Annotated in this window: 15 protein-coding genes and 1 tRNA gene; 4 read left to right on the top strand and 12 right to left on the bottom strand. The window is 71.9% G+C overall.

Going from position 1 to position 18,954, the window contains the following annotated elements:
- Positions 1 to 31: 31 nt before the first annotated feature.
- The 3 genes from F8R89_RS17630 to F8R89_RS17620 all read right to left on the bottom strand — a co-directional run bounded on the left by F8R89_RS17630 (position 32) and on the right by F8R89_RS17620 (position 4,570).
- Positions 32 to 1,378, bottom strand: coding sequence for a PLP-dependent aminotransferase family protein (locus F8R89_RS17630; RefSeq protein ID WP_151784875.1), 1,347 nt, complete (start codon positions 1,376 to 1,378; stop codon positions 32 to 34).
- 80 nt (positions 1,379 to 1,458) lie between these two features.
- Positions 1,459 to 2,919 (bottom strand): aminopeptidase P family protein, encoded by a 1,461-nt coding sequence (locus tag F8R89_RS17625; RefSeq protein ID WP_151784874.1) that lies wholly within the window; start codon positions 2,917 to 2,919, stop codon positions 1,459 to 1,461.
- 139 nt (positions 2,920 to 3,058) lie between these two features.
- Positions 3,059 to 4,570, bottom strand: a complete 1,512-nt coding sequence (locus F8R89_RS17620) for a PP2C family protein-serine/threonine phosphatase (RefSeq protein WP_192806374.1) — start codon at positions 4,568 to 4,570, stop codon at positions 3,059 to 3,061.
- A gap of 502 nt (positions 4,571 to 5,072) precedes the next feature.
- Between F8R89_RS17620 and F8R89_RS17615 the strand changes: the two genes are divergently transcribed.
- Positions 5,073 to 5,732 carry a bifunctional DNA primase/polymerase gene (locus F8R89_RS17615; RefSeq protein WP_151784872.1) on the top strand — a complete coding sequence of 220 codons (660 nt, stop codon included), beginning with the start codon at positions 5,073 to 5,075 and terminating at the stop codon, positions 5,730 to 5,732.
- A 55-nt stretch (positions 5,733 to 5,787) separates the two neighbouring features.
- Positions 5,788 to 6,438 carry a hypothetical protein gene (locus F8R89_RS17610; protein WP_225994420.1) on the top strand — a complete coding sequence of 217 codons (651 nt, stop codon included), beginning with the start codon at positions 5,788 to 5,790 and terminating at the stop codon, positions 6,436 to 6,438.
- A 242-nt stretch (positions 6,439 to 6,680) separates the two neighbouring features.
- Here the strand turns inward: F8R89_RS17610 and F8R89_RS17605 are convergent, their stop codons facing one another.
- From F8R89_RS17605 to F8R89_RS17595, 3 genes are all read right to left on the bottom strand, one after another.
- Positions 6,681 to 7,646 (bottom strand): DUF5926 family protein, encoded by a 966-nt coding sequence (locus F8R89_RS17605; protein WP_151784871.1) that lies wholly within the window; start codon positions 7,644 to 7,646, stop codon positions 6,681 to 6,683.
- A gap of 335 nt (positions 7,647 to 7,981) precedes the next feature.
- Positions 7,982 to 8,620, bottom strand: a complete 639-nt coding sequence (locus tag F8R89_RS17600; RefSeq protein WP_151784870.1) for an ATP-binding protein — start codon at positions 8,618 to 8,620, stop codon at positions 7,982 to 7,984.
- A 153-nt stretch (positions 8,621 to 8,773) separates the two neighbouring features.
- Positions 8,774 to 9,601 (bottom strand): glycerophosphodiester phosphodiesterase, encoded by an 828-nt coding sequence (locus tag F8R89_RS17595; RefSeq protein ID WP_151784869.1) that lies wholly within the window; start codon positions 9,599 to 9,601, stop codon positions 8,774 to 8,776.
- Between the two features lie 269 nt (positions 9,602 to 9,870).
- Here F8R89_RS17595 and F8R89_RS17585 point away from each other — a divergent pair, with 269 nt between their 5' ends.
- Both F8R89_RS17585 and F8R89_RS17580 read left to right on the top strand, forming a co-directional pair.
- Complete coding sequence (locus F8R89_RS17585; protein ID WP_151784868.1) at positions 9,871 to 11,352, top strand: S1C family serine protease; 1,482 nt, start codon at positions 9,871 to 9,873, stop codon at positions 11,350 to 11,352.
- Between the two features lie 60 nt (positions 11,353 to 11,412).
- A tRNA-Ser gene (locus F8R89_RS17580) sits at positions 11,413 to 11,499 on the top strand.
- A 136-nt stretch (positions 11,500 to 11,635) separates the two neighbouring features.
- On the opposite strand, the gene F8R89_RS17575 is transcribed toward F8R89_RS17580, so the two are convergent.
- The 6 genes from F8R89_RS17575 to F8R89_RS17550 all read right to left on the bottom strand — a co-directional run bounded on the left by F8R89_RS17575 (position 11,636) and on the right by F8R89_RS17550 (position 18,921).
- Positions 11,636 to 13,012, bottom strand: a complete 1,377-nt coding sequence (locus tag F8R89_RS17575) for a tyrosine-type recombinase/integrase (protein ID WP_151784867.1) — start codon at positions 13,010 to 13,012, stop codon at positions 11,636 to 11,638.
- A gap of 60 nt (positions 13,013 to 13,072) precedes the next feature.
- Complete coding sequence (locus F8R89_RS17570; RefSeq protein WP_151784866.1) at positions 13,073 to 13,258, bottom strand: helix-turn-helix transcriptional regulator; 186 nt, start codon at positions 13,256 to 13,258, stop codon at positions 13,073 to 13,075.
- Between the two features lie 445 nt (positions 13,259 to 13,703).
- Positions 13,704 to 15,179, bottom strand: a complete 1,476-nt coding sequence (locus tag F8R89_RS17565; protein WP_151784865.1) for an ATP-binding protein — start codon at positions 15,177 to 15,179, stop codon at positions 13,704 to 13,706.
- 3 nt (positions 15,180 to 15,182) lie between these two features.
- Entirely contained in the window at positions 15,183 to 16,055 is an 873-nt protein-coding gene (locus tag F8R89_RS17560; protein WP_151784864.1) for a DNA primase, read from the bottom strand.
- 91 nt (positions 16,056 to 16,146) lie between these two features.
- Entirely contained in the window at positions 16,147 to 16,611 is a 465-nt protein-coding gene (locus F8R89_RS17555) for a hypothetical protein (protein ID WP_151784863.1), read from the bottom strand.
- 204 nt (positions 16,612 to 16,815) lie between these two features.
- On the bottom strand, positions 16,816 to 18,921 hold the full coding sequence (locus F8R89_RS17550; RefSeq protein ID WP_151784862.1) for an ATP-binding protein: 2,106 nt from the start codon (positions 18,919 to 18,921) through the stop codon (positions 16,816 to 16,818).
- Positions 18,922 to 18,954: the final 33 nt, after the last annotated feature.

The following is an 18,954-nucleotide window of genomic DNA, read 5'->3' as shown; positions in this document are numbered from 1 at the left end:
GGCCCGTCACGAGGCCCAATCCGAGGGCCTTTCAGGGGCCCAATCCGGCCTCGTCCAGGACCCGCGCCAGCACCTCCAGCGCTTCCCGGTACGCGCCCTCCCGGGGCGTGCCGTACCCCACGACCAGCCCCTGCGGCCTGCCCGCGTCCGGTGTGTGCCAGTGGTCGCCCAGCCGTCCCACCGCGAGCCCGTGCTCCCGCGCCCGCGCCAGCACGCGCTCCTCGTCGTCGACCTCCACCAGCGCGTGCAGCCCGGCCGCGATCCCCCGCACCCGCGTGCGCGCCCCCAGCCGGTCCAGGAGCCGGTCCCGGCGCCGCCGGTAGCGCAGCCGGCAGGACCGCACGTGCCGGTCGTAGGCGTGAGTGTCGATCAGCTCGGCGAGCGCCAGCTGTCCGAGGGACTCGGTGTGGTGGTCGCTGTGCAGCTTGATGTCGGCCACGGCGTCCACGAGATGCGGCGGCAGCACCATCCAGCCGAGCCGCAGCGCCGGCCCGAGCGTCTTCGAGGCGGTCCCCAGATACGCCACCTGCCCCGGCGCCATGCCCTGGAGGGCGCCGACCGGCTGCCGGTCGTAGCGGAACTCCCCGTCGTAGTCGTCCTCCACGATCAGGGCGCCCCGCGCGCGGGCCCACTCGGTGAGCGCCCGCCGCCGCTCCGGATGGAGCGTCACCCCGGTCGGGTACTGGTGCGCGGGCGTCACGACGACGGCCGCGCAGTCCCCGGGCGTGCGCGCCCCCCGCCCGTCGACCTCCAGCGGCACCACCGCACCCCCGTGCCGCCGTACGACCTCCCGATGGAACGGCAGACCGGGGTCCTCCATGGCGACCGGGCCGCCGTCCAGCACCCGCGTGAGCAGCGCCAGCCCCTGCACGTATCCGGAGGTGATCACGATGCGCTCCGGGGGAGCGACCACCCCGCGGGCCCGGCCCAGATAGCCCGACAGCGCGGTCCGCAGCTCGATCCGCCCGCGCGGGTCGCCGTAGTCGTAGGCGAGGGCGGGCGCCCTGGTGACCGCCGAGCGCAGCGCCCGCAGCCAGGCAGCCGCCGGGAACGCCCCGACGTCCGGGCTGCCGGGCCGCAGATCGAAGCGCGGCGCACGCGCGGGCTCGCGCGCCCCGGGCGCCCCCGTCTCGGCGGGCGGCAGCGCGGCGACCCGCGTGCCCGAGCCCTGGCGGGCGGTCAGGAACCCCTCCGCGACGAGCTGGTCGTAGGCGGCCTTCACCGTGTTCCGGGAGACGCCGAGCTCCCCGGCCAGCTGCCGCGTGGCGGGCAGCCGCTCCCCGGGCGCGAGCCGCCCGTCCCGTACGGCGTCCCGCAGGGCGCGCTCCAGGCCCGCCCGGCGCCCCTCGCCCGCGGCGACCGCGAGATGCAGATCCACCCCCACCCCCCAGCAGAAGCGACGACGGCCGGGCGCCCCGCAGGGCACCCGGCCGTCCTCCGTCCGTCAGCCGCCGGACCTCAGCCCTTCAGCGCGGCCATCCAGCTCTCGACCTCGTCCGAGCGGCGCGGCAGCCCGGCGCTCAGGTTCCGGTTGCCGTCGGCGGTGACGAGGATGTCGTCCTCGATCCGCACGCCGATCCCGCGGTACTCCTCCGGCACGGTCAGGTCGTCGGCCTGGAAGTACAGCCCCGGCTCGACGGTCAGCACCATGCCGGGCTCCAGCGTGCCGTCGACGTACGACTCCACGCGGGCGGCGGCGCAGTCGTGCACGTCCATGCCGAGCATGTGCCCGGTGCCGTGCAGCGTCCAGCGGCGCTGCAGTCCCAGCTCCAGGACCCGCTCGACCGGGCCCTCCACGAGACCCCACTCGACGAGCCGCTCGGTGAGCACCCGCTGCGCGGCGTCGTGGAAGTCGCGGTACTTCGCGCCCGGCTTCACGGCCGCGATCCCGGCCTCCTGCGCGTCGTACACGGCGTCGTAGATCTTCTTCTGGATCTCCGTGTACCGGCCGTCGATCGGCAGCGTCCGCGTGACGTCGGCGGTGTAGTACGTGTGCGTCTCGACGCCCGCGTCCAGCAGCAGCAGGTCGCCGGAGCGGACCGGGCCGTCGTTGCGCACCCAGTGCAGCGTGCACGCGTGCGGGCCGGCGGCGCAGATGGAGCCGTAGCCGACGTCGTTGCCCTCGACGCGCGCGCGGAGGAAGAACGTGCCCTCGATGTAGCGCTCGGAGGTCGCCTCGGCCCTGTCGAGGACCTTCACGACGTCCTCGAAGCCGCGCACGGTCGAGTCGACGGCCTTCTGCAGCTCGCCGATCTCGAAGTCGTCCTTGACGAGGCGCGCCTCGGACAGGAAGACCCGCAGCTCCTCGTCCCGCTCGGCGGTGACCTTGTCGGTCAGCGCGGCCTCGATGCCGGCGTCGTACCCGCGCACGACCCGGACCGGGCCGGTCGCCTCGCGCAGCTTCTCGGGCAGCTCGCGCACGTCGGAGGCGGGGATGCCGTACAGCTTCTCGGCCTCGGTGAGGGAGTGGCGCCGGCCGACCCACAGCTCGCCCTGGCCGGAGAGCCAGAACTCGCCGTTCTCCCGGTCGGAGCGCGGCAGCAGGTAGATCGTGGCCTCGTGGCCGCCGGCGACGGGCTCGAGGACGAGCACGCCGTCCTCGGTCTGGTTGCCGGTGAGGTACGCGTACTCGACGGAGGCCCGGAAGGGGTACTCGGTGTCGTTGGAGCGCGTCTTCAGGTTGCCCGCCGGGATCACCAGGCGCTCGCCCGGGAAGCGCGCGGACAGCGCGGCGCGGCGGGCGGCGGTCTCGGCGGCCTGCGGGATCGGCCGCAGGTCGTGCAGTTCGGTGTCGGCCCAGCCGGACTTCATGTTCTCGGCGAGCTCGTCGGACACGCCCGGGTACAGGCCGTTCTTGCGCTGCTTGATCGGCTCTTCCGTCTCTTCCGGGGTCTCCGGGAGCTCGTCGGCCACGGTCATCCTCCTCGATACGGCATTCGACCCCGTCCATCGTACGGTCGCGCCCGCCCGTGCCGGGGGTGCGGGACGAGCCGTCCGCCGCTGCTATGGCGCAGGCCACGCGGCTGTTATGGGACGGTCACCGAGGGCCCGCGAGGCGTCACGCGAAGCGAGCGGCCAGCAGGACGACGTCCTCGTCGCTGTCGGTGCCGTCGAGGCCCTCGGGCAGCACGGCCCGCAGCACGTGGTCGGCGACCGCCTCCGGGTCCTGCCGCAGCGCCCGGGGCACCCCGGCGGCGGCCGAGTGCAGCCGCGCGAAGGCCCGGTCGGTCGGGTCGCCGGTGCGGTGCAGCAGCCCGTCGGTGTAGAGCAGGACGGTCTCCCCGGCCTCCACGGTCAGCTCCACGCTGGGCGCCTCCCAGCAGGCCAGCATCCCGAGCGGCGCGGACACGGACGTCTCCACGAACTCGGTGCGCCGCTCCCCGATCAGCAGCGGCGGGCTGTGGCCGGCACCGGCCAGCGTGATCTTGCGGAGGGCGGGCTCGCAGTAGGCGAACAGCGCGGTCGCGGAGCGGGCCGGCTCGGTGAGCCGCAGCAGCAGCTCCAGGTCGGACAGGACCGCCACCGGGTCCTCGCCCTCCATCACGGCGTACGCCCGCAGGCTGGCCCGGAGCCGGCCCATCGCGGCCACCGCGCTCGGCCCGGACCCGGTCACCGAGCCGACCGCGAGGCCCAGCGCGGCGTCCGGCAGCGGCAGCGCGTCGTACCAGTCGCCGCCGCCGCGCGGCCCGGTGCCGTGGCGCACGGCGAGCTGTACACCGGCCGTGCGGGGCAGCCGGGCGGGCAGCAGCTCCTCGGTCATGGTCCGCATGGCCGCGCGGGTGCGCTCGACCTCGACGAGCCGGGCCAGGTGCGCGGCCGCGGACCGGGTGTAGAGGCCGACGAGGTGGCGCTGGCGCTCGGCCGGTTCGGCGGGCTCGTCGTACAGCCAGACGGCGGCGCCGAGGCGTCCGGCGCCCTCGGTGGACAGCGGCAGGGCGTAGCTGGCGGCGTAGCCGAGGCGGGCGGCGACCTCGCGGTGACGCGGGTCCAGTCCGTCCTCGGCGAGCAGGTCGGGCTCGGTGATCTCGCCGTCGCCGCCGGGCAGTCCGTCGAGGATCCGCCCGTACGACATCGCGCTGCGCGGCACGGTCTCGATGTGCCCGAGGTCGGCGCGGGCGAGGCCCAGGCCGATGGTGGTGTCGGGTCCCTGTCCGTCGCCCGGTTCCAGGACGACGAGACCGCGCCGGGCGCCCACGAGGGCGGACCCGGCGCGCAGCAGTTCCTGGAGGGCTTCGTCGAGCGAGTCGGTGCGGACCAGGCGCTCGGTGAGTTCGTGCAGGGTCGTCAGGTCCGACACCCAGCCGGCGAGGCGGTCCTGGAGCAGGGCGCCCGGCGCGTGCGGTGAGGCGACCGCCGGGGCGTCCGGGGCTGCGGGCGTGGGCGCGACAGTGTGTGCGGGTGAGGGAACCGTTGAATCGATTCCGGCCACTTTCGAAGGGTGAGGGGCGTTCATGGCGTCCGGCTTTCCGACCGGTGCGTACTGCTCAAAAGCATCGCAAACCCCCATGTCATTCTGCGCCGCCAGCAGTGTCTCCACATGTACACGCACTCGTGAGGGGATGTCCAGCATTGTCCTGCGGGGATTCCTGGTGTCCGTGGGATGCGTGCGCATTCCGCGTACACCTCTTGCGTCCAGGCAAAGTTGGCTTGAAACTGCCTCAGGGAACGGGGTATTGCGGTCGACTGGTTTCGCTCCACGGAGCGTCACAGCGGTCGTGATGGGTACGTACTCGGTGAAGACCAGGGGTGGTTGACGGCCACCCGGAACCTGGTGACGGAGCCGAGCGTCCTAGCCACCGACGATCGTGCCCCATCCTCCCGTGGCGGAGGCGAAGAGAAATACGCGCGACGCAAAACGCCAGACTTCGCCACCCCACGCCATGCCCATGCTTCTGGTAGACGCAGTATGGACGAGGCCGCCACGGACGCAGTCCACGTTCGGCCCATAGGGGTGTCCCTTGCCCGGAGCAGGGGTGTGATGCGCCAACAGGTACGCAGAGTGAAGTGATCGACACATGGTGTGATGTGATCCTCGGTGTTGCCAGCGGTGCAACGGAAAGGAACGAGCGCTCATGCGCGAGATCCTCGGAAGGCGACGCAGGCTCCTGCGTGGTGACGGGAAGTCTGAGCTGATCAGCGCGGCCCTGACCTTCGCGACACAATGGCGATGGCCCGTGCTGCCGGGCGTGACGGCACCCCCGCAGGGGCGGGGCCGCTGCGGCTGTCCCGACCCCGAGTGCACGGTGCCCGGAGCCCATCCCTTCGACCCCGGCCTCCTCGCGGCCACCACCGACGAGCGCATGGTGCGCTGGTGGTGGGCCAACAGGCCGACGGCCCCGATCATCCTCGCCACGGGCGGCACGGCGCCCTGCGCGGTCAGCCTGCCCGCCCTGCCGGCCGCCCACGCCCTGGCCGCGCTCGACCGGATGGGCATGCGCCTCGGCCCGGTCGTCGCCTCGCCGGCCCGCTGGTCGATCCTGGTGAAGCCCTACTCGATGGAACAGCTCGGCGAGCTGCTGTACGCCAAGGACTTCGTCCCCGGCTCGCTGCGCTTCCACGGCGAGGGCGGCTACCTCGCCCTGCCGCCCTCCGAAACGGGGCTGGGGCCGATCAGCTGGCAGCGCGCCCCGCTGCCCGGCTCCGCCTCGCCATGGGTGCCGGACGTGGAGGCCGTGGTCGACGCGGTGGTCGAGGCGCTCACTCGTACGGGTGTGAGCGCGCCCGAGTTGTAGGGCTGTCCGGCGCGCGCGGACCGCGCTCGGGCCCCGGATCGTTAGATTCCGCCCTATGCCGCGTCATTCCAGGGGAAAAAGGGCACCGTCGTCACATCGGCGCGGGCCCCACCAGCGAAGAGTCCGTCTGATCGCCCTCGCGTCCGTCGCGGCGGCCGCGATCGCCCTGCCACTGGCCTGGGCGGCCGCCGGCCAGGTCGTCGAGGCCGGCCGGTCCACGGCCGACGCCCCCGCGAAGGACGCCCCGGCGCGCTCCTCGCGCGACGGCGCCGCGCACCCGTCCCCCCGCGCCGACGCGAAGGCGCCGTCCGTCGCGCCGTCCGGCCTGCTCGGGCTCGGCATCGCGACGGCCGTGCGCTGCGGGCCCGAACTCACCTCGCCCGAGGGCGTCGAGGCGCAGACCTGTGTCCTCACGCAGGGCGAGGAGACCTGGGCGCGCACCTACTACCGCAACGCCACGGGCGGCGCCCTGGACTCCGTGCTGAGCCTGATGGGGCCGGAGGGGCGCACGGTCCGGATGCGCTGCGCGGTGGGCGCCGGGGACGACCCGGGGACCTGTGAGACGCCCCGGCAGCGCACCCGCGCGGGAGCCGACGGCTACACGGCGGTCACCGAGTTCGCCGAACGGGCCGGACGCCGGGCGCTGTTGCTGCGTTCCGCCAGCAACTCCGCGCCCGCGTCGGCGGGGTCGACCACGGGCGGTTGACAGGCGGCGGCGTTCCGTAAAGGGCCGCGCACATGGAAAGACCCGGTTGCTGGCGACGGGGGATGCACCAGCAACCGGGCTACTCGAACGGTAACAAGAAGTCGGCGGTTCGCAAATTCGATCCGGGCTTTCCAGTCACGGATTCCCTTGCCCCGCAGGGGAGTTGTGATCGGATTCACCCCGTGCGGGCGGGCGCGTCCCGCTGAACCGCCGTTCAGCCGGGGCCGCCCGCCCCCCTCTCGTCAGCTGAGGGTGACCTGCCGGTTGGTCAGCCCGCCGCGCGCACGGCGCTCGTCCGGCGTCAGCGGGGCGTCGGTCGCCAGGGCGGCGGCCAGCCGCTCGGCGAACTCGGCCGCCGGCTTCTCCACGTCCTCCGCGCCGACACCGCTCGGCAGGTCCCAGACGGGCACGGTCAGGCCGTGAGCACGGAAGGAGCCCACCAGGCGGGTGCCCTCGCCGAGGCTCGACGTGCCCGCCGCGTGCAGCCGCGCGAGCGCGTCCAGAAGCTGCTCCTCGGGGTGCGGCATGACCCAGCGCAGGTGGTTCTTCTCCGGGGTCTCGCACCAGTAGGCCGAGTCCACGCCGGTCAGCTTCACGGTCGGGATGGCCGCGGCGTTGGCGCGCTCCAGGGAGGCGGTCACCTCGGCGGTCGCGTTCTCCGCGTCGGGGACCCAGAACTCGAAGCCCGGGTGCACAACTGGCTCGAACGCGCCTTCGGGGTCGAGGAGGTCCTGCAGCCGCGGGCCGTCGGCCGGGGCGCGGCGGCCCTGGACCGGCGTGCCCGGCTGGGCGGCGAGGGCCTGCTGGAGGGTGTCGGCGAGGTCGCGGCTGATGTCGCCGGACGCCGTGTCGTTCTGCAGGCCGAGGAGGACCGAGCCGTCGTCCCGGCGCAGCGCGGGCCAGGCCATCGGGAGCACGGTGGCCAGGGTGACGGACGGGACACCCTCGGGGAGGCCGCCCTTCAGGGTCAGCTCGGCCGTGGCGGCGGGCACCAGCTCGCGCAGCGCGACCCAGTCGCACTCGCCCGGCAGCCCCTCGAACGGGCGCTGCACCAGCTCGGTCACCGCCTGCGCGGCTGCCCGGCCGTGACAGGCCTTGTAGCGGCGGCCGCTTCCGCAGGGGCAGGGCTCGCGTGCGCCGACGACCGGGACCTCTCCGTCGGCGATCTGCGGGCGCTTGGCCTTGGTCTGGGGTCGCTTCTTGGCCATCGTGGGTGTCTCCCGGTTACGGCGCGTCTGGTACGGGCGCGAGCCTAGCCGTTTCCGCCAGGGTCGACGGGAGCCTGTGGACGGAGGACGCGCGTGTGCCGGGGGGAAGCGGTGGTGGGGGGAGGTGGGCGTGGCGGTGGAGCGGGGGTCCGGGGAGGCGCGCGTGCCGGTGGAGCGGGGGTCCGGTCGAGCGGCGGTCCGGGGGCGGGTGTGCCGGTGGAGCGGCGGTCCGAGAGGCGCGCGTGCCAGTGGAGCGGGGAGGCGTGCGTGCCGGTGGAGCGGGGGTCCGGAGAAGCGGGCGCGCCCGTCGTCCGGAGGCCGTGGCCGACGGTCCGTCAGTCCAGGTCGTCGAAGGCGTCCGTGAAGTCCAGGCCGGGGATGGCGCTGACCGCCGGCGCGGTGACGCGCGTAGCGAAGTCGTCGCGCCGGTGCCCGGCGTGCGCCGCGCGGACGTCGCCGTGGACGACCACCCAGACCGTGACCTCGCCCAGCACGTCGTCCCGCACGCCCCAGTCGTCGGACAGGGCGCTGATGATGTTGAGCCCGCGGCCGCCGTGCGCGGTGACCGAGGGCGTCGCCGGAGCGGGGCGGGTGGGTCCGCCGCCGTCCGTCACCTCCACGGTGAGCCTGCCGCCGCCGTCCACCCGCCAGGCCGCGCGGACGTCGCCGTCCCCCGCCAGGGAGTCGCCGAGCGGCCGGCCGTGTTTGCAGGCGTTGCTCAAGAGCTCGGACAGAATCAGTACGGCGTCGTCGATGACCGATTCCGGGACCCCGCCGCTGCGCAGCTGCGCCCGCATGCGGTGCCTCGCCTTCCCCACGCCCGCAGGACCATGGGGTACGGCCATGCTCGACGACGTGGGCACCTCCTGTGCCACCACCAACGCCACCCCCGAGACCTCCTTCGCCCCACGCCACGGAGTGGATGCCCTCTTGGCCTGGACCGGAAACCGGCCAAACAAGGTCCGGTGACGCATTCGCAACGACCGAACACGCAGCGAACGCGCCGGAGCACTCCCTGTCACCGGGATGGCTGAAATCCGACGGTGTGGCTGAGAGTGGAGGATGAGGCCCCCGGGACCACCGGGTCAAGAGGTCGTACGGGGATCGCGGCGCACCCGCCGGGGGCTTCAGCGTCCGAGCTGGTCCAGCACCGCGCGCGGGCGGTTGGTGATGATGCCGTCGACACCGAGCCGGACGCAGAGATCCACGTCCTCGGGCTCGTTCACGGTCCACACGTGCACCTGGTGGCCGGCCGCCTTCAGGCGCTGTACGTACGCGGGGTGGCTGCGCAGGATGCGGATCGAGGGGCCGGCGATGTGCACGCCCGCGGGCAGCCGCCCGTCCCGCAGCCGGGGCGAGACGAACTGCATCAGGTAGACGGTCGGCAGGGTCGGCGACGCCGCGCGCACGCGGTGCAGGGAGCGCGCCGAGAAGCTCATGATCCGTACCGGCGACTCGGCGGGGGCGGCCGGGGCGTCCAGTCCGAACCGTTTCAGCAGGTGCAGCAGGCGCTCCTCGACCTGGCCCGCCCAGCGGGTGGGGTGCTTGGTCTCGATCGCCAGCTCCACCCGGCGTCCCGCGTCGGCGACGAGCTCCAGCAGCCGCTCCAGGGTGAGGACGGAGGTGTCCTCCGGGTCCTCGGGGCGGACCTCCCAGTCCGGCTCCTCCGCTCGGTTCTTCCAGGAGTCGCGGTTCCTGCGGGAGCCGAAGTCCAGGGCGGCCAGCTCGGCGAGCTCCAGCGCGGAGACCGCGCCGCGGCCGTTGGAGGTGCGGTTGACGCGGCGGTCGTGGACGCAGACGAGATGCCCGTCGGCGGTGAGGCGGACGTCGCACTCGAGGGCGTCGGCGCCGTCCTCGATCGCCTTCCGGTACGCGGCCAGGGTGTGTTCGGGGGCGTCCTCGGAGGCTCCGCGGTGGGCGACGACCTGGATCTGGTGCTGCCGTGCGTGGGTCACCGCGTCATGGTGCCACCGTGCGGGGGTACACGTGCGACCGCGGTGGTCGCACGAAGGCTGGGATTGCGCCCGTTTGGTGAGAAATGGCCTATATAAAGAGTGGCCGCGGACCCACAGGCACCGCTTATGGTGCTCTGACGGCCGTTGGGAAAAGCTGACCGCATACAAATAGGCGTGCAAGCTGAGCGCACCGACCGCCGAGGATCGAGCGTGAACGGGCGTGCCCGCGTGCGACCGAAGACACCAGCCGTGGATCGAGGAGAGAAGCTGTGAGCACCGAGAACGAGGGCGCCGCGGTACCCCCGGCCCCGTCCGCACCCCCCGTACCGGTGGACGCTCCCGCTGCTCCCGCCTCCCAGGAGCACCCCGCTCCCGAGAGCGCGACGGCACCGCTCCCGCCGGTGCCGGCCGGTAACCCGTACGCCGCCGACGCCCGGGCGCACGGCGGTGGCGACGGCTTCCACACCACCTCTTCGGGCTCAGCGCCGGACGCCTCCTGGCCGCCCCCGCCGCCCTCGGGCACGTCCCCGTACGGCGAGGGCGCCGGCGGTGGCATGGGCGCGGGCGGTGGCATGGGCGCGGGCGGTGGCATGGGCGCCGGTGGCTGGGGCAGCACCTACCAGCAGCCGGCGCCCCGTTCCGGCCGTGGCGGAATGCTCGCCGCGGTCCTCATCGCCGCGCTGGTCGCGGGCGGCCTGGGCGGCGGCCTCGGCTACACCCTGGCCAAGAACGACGACAACACCTCCTCCACGACCGTCTCCGCCCCCGACAGCGGCGGCTCGGTCAAGCGCGACCCGGGCACCGTCGCGGGCGTGGCCGCCAAGGCGCTGCCGAGCACCGTCACGATCCAGGCGGAGAGCAGCAGCGGCGAGGGCGGCACCGGCACCGGGTTCGTCTTCGACACCGAGGGCCACATCGTCACCAACAACCACGTCGTGGCCGACGCCGTGGACGGCGGCAAGCTCACGGCGACCTTCCCGAGCGGCAAGAAGTACGACGCCGAGGTCGTCGGGCACGCGCAGGGCTACGACGTCGCGGTGATCAAGCTGAAGAGCGCCCCGTCCGACCTCAAGCCGCTCACCCTGGGCGACTCCGACAAGGTGGCCGTCGGCGACTCGACGATCGCCATCGGCGCGCCCTTCGGCCTGTCGGACACGGTCACCACCGGCATCATCAGCGCCAAGAACCGCCCGGTGGCGTCCAGCGACGGCACCGGCAGCAACGCCTCGTACATGAGCGCGCTGCAGACCGACGCGTCGATCAACCCCGGTAACTCCGGCGGCCCGCTGCTGGACGCGCAGGGCAACGTCATCGGCATCAACTCGGCGATCCAGTCCACCGCCAACGGCATGGGCGGCACCGCCCAGTCCGGCTCCATCGGCCTCGGCTTCGCGATCCCGATCAACCAGGCCAAGTACGTCGCCCAGCAGCTGATCAAGACGGGCAAGCCGGTGTACGCCAAGATCGGCGCCTCCGTCTCCCTGGAGGACACCAGCGACGGCGCCAAGATCACCGACCAGGGCGCCGGCGGCTCGGACGCGGTCGAGCCGGGCGGCCCAGCCGCCAAGGCAGGCCTCAAGCCCGGCGACGTCATCACCAAGCTCGACGGCACGGTGATCGACTCCGGCCCCACCCTGATCGGCGAGATCTGGACCCACAAGCCCGGCGACAAGGTGACGATCACCTACGAACGGGACGGCCGCACCCGCACGGTCGACCTCACCCTCGGCGCCCGCACCGGCGACAGCTGACCCGCCGCCCGGGCCCCACGGTACGCTGTACCCGCTCCGCCCCCGGCGGGCCGGAGCACTGGTGGGTTGCCCGAGCGGCCTAAGGGAACGGTCTTGAAAACCGTCGTGGCGGCGACGTCACCGTGGGTTCAAATCCCACACCCACCGCAGCAGGTCAGAGACCTAGCAGGTCAGAAGGGGTGCAGCTCCAAGGAGCTGCACCCCTTCTGCGTGACCTTGTCTCACCCTGGCTCGCCGGTTTCCCACCTCTGACCAGTGCGTGTGGCCAACCTGCGGCCAGGAATCAGGGCCCGGTGGCCCCGTCGTCGTGCTCGGCCAACCCTTGTTCGATCAGGGCGTTCATCTTGGCTTCCTCGCCATCCAGCACCTTGGCGTAGTAGCGCTGGAGTACGGCGACGCTCTGTCCTGCGCGCCGGGCTGTCTCAGCGAGGCTTACGCCGGAACGCAGCCAGAACGACACGCACGCGTGCCGCAGGTCGTACGGGATCGCGGCTAGCGGTGAGGCCACCTGCGCGGTCGTGAGCGCCTTTCTTCGGGCCTCCTTCCATACCGCGCCGTACTCCTGCGACCGAACCGGACCGCCCCGTACGGCGCTGAACAGCCGGCCTTCGGACGTGGTGCCGAACGCGTCCAGGTGGGCGCGCAGAATGGCGACCAATACCGGCGGGATGGGCACCGGCCGGACCGCTCGGCGAGCTCGGTGCTTCAACTGACGTTCCTCGTACGGCTTTCCGTCGTCCGTCCATGCGGAACCCACTTGCGGACGGGCGCCGGCGAGCAGGAGTCGACCCCATCCCTCGGTGGGGAGGTCGCACTGGTCGGCGCTGAGCATGGAGACTTCCTCAGGCCGCATGGCGGCGTAGTAGATGCACGCGAAGAACGCGACCAGGTGGGCGCCGCGAGGGCCCTGAGCGCGGACCGCATCGAGCAGGGCCCGTGCCTGAGAAGGCGTGGCGACGCTGCGCACGTCCAGTTCCTCGACTGCCTTGGGCGTCTCCCAGTGCACGCGGTGCAGGGGGTTGCCAGGCAGCAGCTCGTGTTCCACGGCCAAGCGCAAGCAGTTGCTCAGCACCGCGCGGCGGCGCCGGAACGTGTTCGCGGCGGCCGGCTTGCCGTCTTGGCGCTTGGCTAGATGTTCCAGCACCGCACGGACGCGCTTAGCGTTGTCCAGGTCGACCACGGCAGGTGCATTGCGTTCAACCCACGCCAGCGCCTTGGCTTCGGCTTCCGGGGGTTCCTGGCCGTGTCGTCCGGCGTTGAAAGCCCACTGATAGAGCGCGCGGCGCAAAACGTCGTCCGCCGGGCGCCCCTTGCCCGCCGGGCACAGAGCCATCGTGGCGACGGTCAGGCTCTCGGCGATGCTTGCTCGGTGCTTTGCCGCCGCCGTCGGCCACTTCCGTGCAGCGTGCGCACGGGCGTGGGCGTACCAGCTCGTACGGTTCCGCTCCCGTACCTCCGATACGGGGAGACCGGTCTCCGTGTCGAACGGCTCGCCCTTGCGGGTCGCAGTCAGCAATTCAGCGCGGCGGGCGTCCGCAAGGGTCTTGGTGGGGAACTTCTCCTGATACTCATCGCCGGCCACTCGCCAGCGAAGCTGGAACGGAGCGACCTTGCTCGGGCGCTTGCGGATGCTCCAAATGCGCACGTCGTAGCTGTGCATCGTGCTCCCTCGTGGGGACGTGACCCCGCTATGGCGAGGTCACGTCGGTGTGGTCAAAGATCAGGCAGCGACTTCGTGTTCGGCCCACCACGCGTCCAGATCGCTGCGGCGGCAGCGGATCTGCCCGTTGGGGAGCTTGATGAGCTTCGGGGCCAAGCCGCGAGCGCGCAGGCGGTAGAACGCTGCGCGGCTCATCTCGATCTCTTCGAGGACTTCGGGGAGCTTGAGCATCTTGGGGCGAGCCATCGTTGCTACTCCTCGCTTGGTCTGATCTGGGGGGGAGTGTGTCCGAGGTGCGGATTTCTGCGTCACCCGCGTCACCTGCGTCATTCGCCGCTCTGACCTGCGGTTTCTCGGTGACGCAGCACGGCGGGGGTGTGTCACCGGTGACGCGGGCATCCGTCATCGCGGTGACGCGGGTGACGCGGGGTGACGCAGGAATCGGCCGTCTGCGTCACCCGTCTTCCGGCAGGTCACCGGCCGTTTTCGGGGCGCGGGTGACGCAGGTGACGCAGCGCCTTCTTACTTAGGACAGAAAGAGGGTGCTGTCTGTTAGGTGGCGGCTCAGAGAGCGAAGAAGGAGCCGCTGCGCGGCACGACCATCGCAGGGCGGCGCCGCCGCCGAACAGCAAGAAGAGCACGCGGCGCCGGGTGCTCCTCTTGCTTGTCCGGGCGGTTGTGGCGCCTGCGGTCAGAAAGCCGGTTCCTGCTCGTGCGGGGGCGGTGCGGCAGACGCCCGCGTGATCTCGATGTAGCGGGACGTTTTGGTCCGGCCCCAGTCGATGAGGACGCCCCGGGCGGCGAGGGTGGGCTGAAGGCGCTTGAGACGGTCGGAGAGCACCTTGCCCGTGGTCGGCCACCCTTTAGGCAGTGGACGGAAGTCCTCGCCCGTGTAGAGGCCCGTGAGGGTGTGCAGCCACTCAGCAGACGTCATTCGCTGCTCGGTGCCCGGCTCGATGCCGGCGGCGTGCTTGAGCACCGTCTGCGCCAGCAAGTCGCCCTCGATGACGTCGTCATTGAGGTCATCCAGGCTAGCCCGGTAGGCGGCCAGCGCCCCCAGACCGGTGGCCGCGTCGAGCTGCGCGCACAGGTGCGCGAAGTCGGCCATGCGCAGGTCGGTCGGAATGTCCGCCTGCGCCGCCCGCACCTGCACGGTGAGGTCCAGCAGCGAGCCGAGGATGACCGGCAGCGCCTCCGCGAAGTCGGACCACAGCTCCGCCTCAGTGCGCCGGACGCGGGGACGTTCCAGCCGCAGAGGCAACAACCGCTCCGCCAGGTCGGGTCGAATGACGCCGACGTCGATGCCGGTCAGCAGCAGCGGGCGGCGGTAGCCGACGCGGAAGACGTCCCCGTCGGTGAACAGGGCGCGCTTGACGTTCTCAGCGCCGGTGACGATGCAGCACATCGCGTCGGAGAGTTCCGGGGTCATGTGGGAGAGGTTGTCCAGGGCGGTGACCCATCCGGCCGCCACCGCCGTGATCAGGTTCTCCTCATCCCTTGGGGCGCGGCGCAGGTCGCCGGTCATGCCCTCGATGATCCGGACGAGCATCCGCCCGCCGGTGGATTTGCCCGCGCCTTGTGGGCCGGTGAGGAACGGGGCGGGGACGGGCACGTCGGGTCCGAGGCAGCCGATGAGCCAGGCGATGGCAAGGCATTCGGTTTCGGCGGTGGCGAAGTTGCACAGTCGCATCAGCCGGTCGATGCCTTTGCCGTTGGTGTCTTTGGCCGGCAGGGGCAGTTCCCCGGTGAGCTGGGTACGGCGCCAGCAGACCTCGCGGGGGTCGGGGGTGAGGATGTCCCAGCCGGTGGGGTGGATGCGCACGGATTGCCCGTCGGCGCGGCCGAGGTCGAGCCAGGTGGCGCCGTCGTATCCGGGGGCGACGCGGATGTGTACGGGTTGGACGTCTTCGGTCAGGGCGAGTGCTTCGATCAAGTCGAGTGCCTCCTTCATGGCGGTGCCGTTGAAGACGCCGATGCCGTCGCGGAAGAGTCCGACCATGAGTTCCTGGCGGTGGCTTCCGGTGGTGCCCTGTGAGCGGATGGGGCGAGCCACGGGGTGGCCGTTGCGCTGGGCGTAGACGGTGCCGTCGGCGGTGCGGAAGTACCGGAAGTGCGATTGGGCGTAGTCGGTGATGACTTGGCGTGCGCTCTTGTCGTCGTCAGCCACTGGTCACAGTCCCAACGTGGTACGGGCGTTGTTCCAGGCATCCGTGCAATGCCGGGCCGATTCGCCCTTGCTCTGCGCGGCGGTGAACAGGCGGGCCACGTGGGCGTCCGTGAGGCAGCCGCACCGCCCATGTGTGGACAGCACCGCGAGGAACGCCCCGTAAACCGTGGCGTGGACCGCGCTGCGAGCGGCGGTGATGCGCTGCTCCGCCATGGCGATCCCGCGTTCGAGGAAGACGGGCGTGCGGTGCGGGCACCGCTCACCGGACCGCGTGGGCATTGACACGCCTCGCGGCGCCGGGCGGACGGCGGGCGGCTGTTTCACGGCCAGCGCGCGCACCGCGTCGGGCAGGTCGACCAGGGGGCCGGTGCCGGGGCCGAGGTAGCGCGCGTAGGACATGGACGACTTGATGTCGACACCGGACCGGACCGCATTGTGCGAGGCCATCGTGCCCCGGTAGATCCAGTGCTCACCGCGCGTCGTCGGCACGGTCCGTGTGGCTGGCAGGGTCTGACGGGCCCATGCGATGGCGTCTGCGTCGTCCAGGTCCACCACGGTCAGTCCGGCGCCGCCGGGGTGGTAGGCGACGGCGACGGCCCGGCGCCATGCGTCCGTCCAGGCCGGGGAGGTGAGGACGGCCGGGTCGGTGGTGGCGGCGGCCCATGCATGGCAGACGCCGGGGCACTGGCACGGCCCAGGGGTCTTCATGTTCGGCCGTCCGCCGCACGCGTTGCCGGCACAGGTGGGGCAGTTGCCGAACGGCACCTTGCCCACCCGCAGGGGCAGGGACGGGATGCCCCGGGCGGCGAGCATGAGCACGGTGCGAATGAGGCCGGGAGCGGGCAGGGCTCGCCCCCGGAGGGTGGCTTGAGTCATCCTGGGAGACCTCCACAGGTCAAGTGGTTGGCAGGTGGACAAGGGCGGCCCCGCGACTTTGGCGAGACGATGGGGGCCGCCCTTGGCGTAGCTAGCCGTGGAAGTGGTTGCGCTTGAACGTGGCCTTGCGGATGTTCACCGTGGTGCCGCCCTGGTGGCCGCTCGCGGTGAACACCTGGACGGCGATCCAGCCCCCGAAGATCACGGCGGCCAGGGTGATGAGCTGAGTCACCAGAGCGGTCAGCGCGGTGATGAACGTGGTGAGCAGCAGCAGTCCGCCGCACACGGCGAGGAACCCGACGCCTCCGAGGGCGACATTGACGGCCGCTCGGGAAACCGGGGGCTTGGTGGCGAGGGGTTCGGGCTGCACCGGGCTCATGGCGTAGCCGGTGACGACGCGGCCGTCCGGCAGGACGACGCTCGCCACCGACGGGACGGCGCCCGGCTGCATCGGGACGACCGGTGCCGGCGCCACGGCGGCGGGCGGGAGCAGGGTTGGCTGGTGGACCTCCACGGCCCGCTGTGCTGGGGCGTGCGGGGTGTTCTCGGGGTACATGCGGAATCCCTTCGCGGAGTGGTTCAGGGAGGCAGACGCACCCCCTTGGGGGTGCGCTTGAGAGGGGGTTTCAGGGGTCTGACCTGGGGTGCCTCCCTGACTCCCTGACTGATCATTTGCACAGGTCAGGGCCAGGGAGGCGGGGCAGGGAGGGGTTCAGGGAGTTCTCCCTGCCTCCCTGACCCGGGCGGGGTCGGATCCCTGTCATCCGTCGACGGAAGCGGAACCTTCGCCGTCGCGGTTGGCGAGGGCTCGGGCGAGCCGGTCGCGGCCGACGACCATGCGTCCGTCGGACTTGTACGGCTCAGCTCCGGTGCCGTCGAGTACGCGCTTGAGATCGATGAACGACCACTTGCCGTACGCGTCCGCGTTCAGGGCGGCGAGTCGCTTGAGGACGTCCTGGGTGAGCACTCGCGACGCTGTACCGACAACGGAGGCGATGTCCGCGAGCGGGTCACGCTCTTCGCCTCGTTCGATGGTGTGCAGGGTGGTGACGCCGTCGCGCAGGGCCTTGGCCCGGTCGGTGATCGCGGTGGCCGCGTCGTCATCGATGTAGTGCGTGCGCACGGTGATGGACGACTGGCCGGCCGGGATGGTGATGCCGTCGGAGGCAACGACCAAGGTTCCCTTGTCCAGACCGGGGCGCAGCAGGTTGGGGGCGGCGCCGCCGTCGACCGCCTTGTCTCCCAGGGCCATGCGGGCCTGCGATTCGGTGCCCAAGGCGAGGGAGGCGCGGGTGTGGGCGCCCTCGCGGACCAGCTTGGGAAGGTTCTCGTTGGTCGGGTCCTGCGTGCCCTGCCACATCAGCACGTTCACCGCCCGCCCCTGGTTGTGGATCTTGCGGACGGCCATGAAGTACCGGGAGTTGGCCTTCGACCCGCCGTAGGGGCGCTTGTCCTCGTCTTTGGCCGGGCACATGAACGCGACCTGTGCTTCGTCCACGAGCACGATGAGCGGCGGGAACACCGTGCCGGGCGGGGCCTGGATGCGGCGGTTCATCTCGTCCACGGCGCCTTCGACCATCTCGGTCACCTGGATGACGTGCTCATCGGTCGGGCCCTGGATGAGGGTGCTGGCGAGGCCGTCGAACATGGCCCAGTCGCCCACGCCCTTGAGGTCGCCCATGAGGAACTGCACCGACCGATCCAGCGACAGCCATAGCGCCAGGGAGCGCAGGGCCACGGTCTTGCCCTGATTCGACAGACCCGTGATGAGGAGGTGGCGCTGATACAGGGACAGGGCTGCGGCATCCCCGCGCAGGTCCTGGCCCCATGGGGCCCTGCCGGTCTTGTAGTTGGCGGTCAGTGTGTCGTCGGTGACCAGCGGGGACGGGCCGATCGGCTCGTCCAGGGCTCCGGAGTCGGCGATCCACAGCCGGACCGTGCGGGCGGCGGTCGGGATGGTGATGAACACTTCGTGTTCGTGCCGGGTCAGGTTCTCCGCGAGCTTGCGCCGCTTGTTCTGCACCTCGTTGGTGGAGACCCCGGAGGGCAGGGTGACGTCGACTTCCACGCCGCATCCGGCGATCGTGATCGGGCCGAGCATGGAGGCGCCGGCATCGCCCATCTCCTTGATGGCACTGCGCAGGGCGGGGATGCCCAGGTCGCGCAGGGCCTTGACCACGATGGACGGGGTGATCGGCTCACCCTCACCCGATCGCACGTTCGCCGGGAGCGCCCACTGGGGTGCGGCCTGTTGCTTGCGGCCGACGGCCCACAGGGCAAGCAGGGCGAGGAACGGGCCGATCGTGAGCGCCGGGCCCCACACGATCTGCACGATGCGGATGAGCAGGGCGATGAACTCGATCGTTGCCGACAGGGGTGTGATGACGTCGGCGACCTGGCCGGTGCTGATCGCCAGGACGACTCCGAGGCCGACCAGCACACCGATGCTCATGCCGGCGCCGACGGCGACGCCCTTGGCGGCCTCCACCGGGGAGTGCAGGAGGTCCATGCGGCGGTGGTGGCGGGCGGCACGGAAGCGCTGCAACCGCTCCTCCCACTCCTCGGCCGCTTCGAGGTTCCCCGCGGCTTCCGCCGCTCGGATCATCCGCTCGTACCGGGAGCCGGTACGGCCGTCCCACGCCCGACGGGCCACGATCCGCCCGCCGTTGAACGTGTAGGACGTGTGCCGGGCCGCCGCTCGCGCGGCCGCCCTGGTCCTCTCGTGCGTGACGGCCGTCTTCACCGCGCGGCCGGAGCGGACCCACAACGGCACGGGCCGTGTCGGGGCCGCGTCCGGGACCACGGTCAGGGTCGTCACGGGCGCCGGGTCCGTGTTCTTGTGGAGGTGAACGACGTTCTCGGACATGCTGAGGTGTCTCCTGACTGCCCCCTGTCGGGG

Source organism: Streptomyces sp. SS1-1, from assembly GCF_008973465.1.
In the GTDB taxonomy this organism is placed as follows: domain Bacteria; phylum Actinomycetota; class Actinomycetes; order Streptomycetales; family Streptomycetaceae; genus Streptomyces.
Note: the sequence above shows the minus strand (reverse complement) of the source record. Positions and strands in the feature narration are given on the sequence as shown.

Coding starts and splice junctions, on each gene's coding strand:
- F8R89_RS17625 (WP_151784874.1), bottom strand. CDS start 2,919: ATGACCGTGGCCGACGAGCTCCCGGAGACCCCGGAAGAGACGGAAGAG.
- F8R89_RS17575 (WP_151784867.1), bottom strand. CDS start 13,012: ATGCACAGCTACGACGTGCGCATTTGGAGCATCCGCAAGCGCCCGAGC.
- F8R89_RS17555 (WP_151784863.1), bottom strand. CDS start 16,611: ATGTACCCCGAGAACACCCCGCACGCCCCAGCACAGCGGGCCGTGGAG.
- F8R89_RS17600 (WP_151784870.1), bottom strand. CDS start 8,620: ATGCGTCACCGGACCTTGTTTGGCCGGTTTCCGGTCCAGGCCAAGAGG.
- F8R89_RS17560 (WP_151784864.1), bottom strand. CDS start 16,055: ATGACTCAAGCCACCCTCCGGGGGCGAGCCCTGCCCGCTCCCGGCCTC.
- F8R89_RS17610 (WP_225994420.1), top strand. CDS start 5,788: ATGCCGCGTCATTCCAGGGGAAAAAGGGCACCGTCGTCACATCGGCGC.
- F8R89_RS17620 (WP_192806374.1), bottom strand. CDS start 4,570: ATGCTGGACATCCCCTCACGAGTGCGTGTACATGTGGAGACACTGCTG.
- F8R89_RS17605 (WP_151784871.1), bottom strand. CDS start 7,646: ATGGCCAAGAAGCGACCCCAGACCAAGGCCAAGCGCCCGCAGATCGCC.
- F8R89_RS17550 (WP_151784862.1), bottom strand. CDS start 18,921: ATGTCCGAGAACGTCGTTCACCTCCACAAGAACACGGACCCGGCGCCC.
- F8R89_RS17615 (WP_151784872.1), top strand. CDS start 5,073: ATGCGCGAGATCCTCGGAAGGCGACGCAGGCTCCTGCGTGGTGACGGG.
- F8R89_RS17570 (WP_151784866.1), bottom strand. CDS start 13,258: ATGGCTCGCCCCAAGATGCTCAAGCTCCCCGAAGTCCTCGAAGAGATC.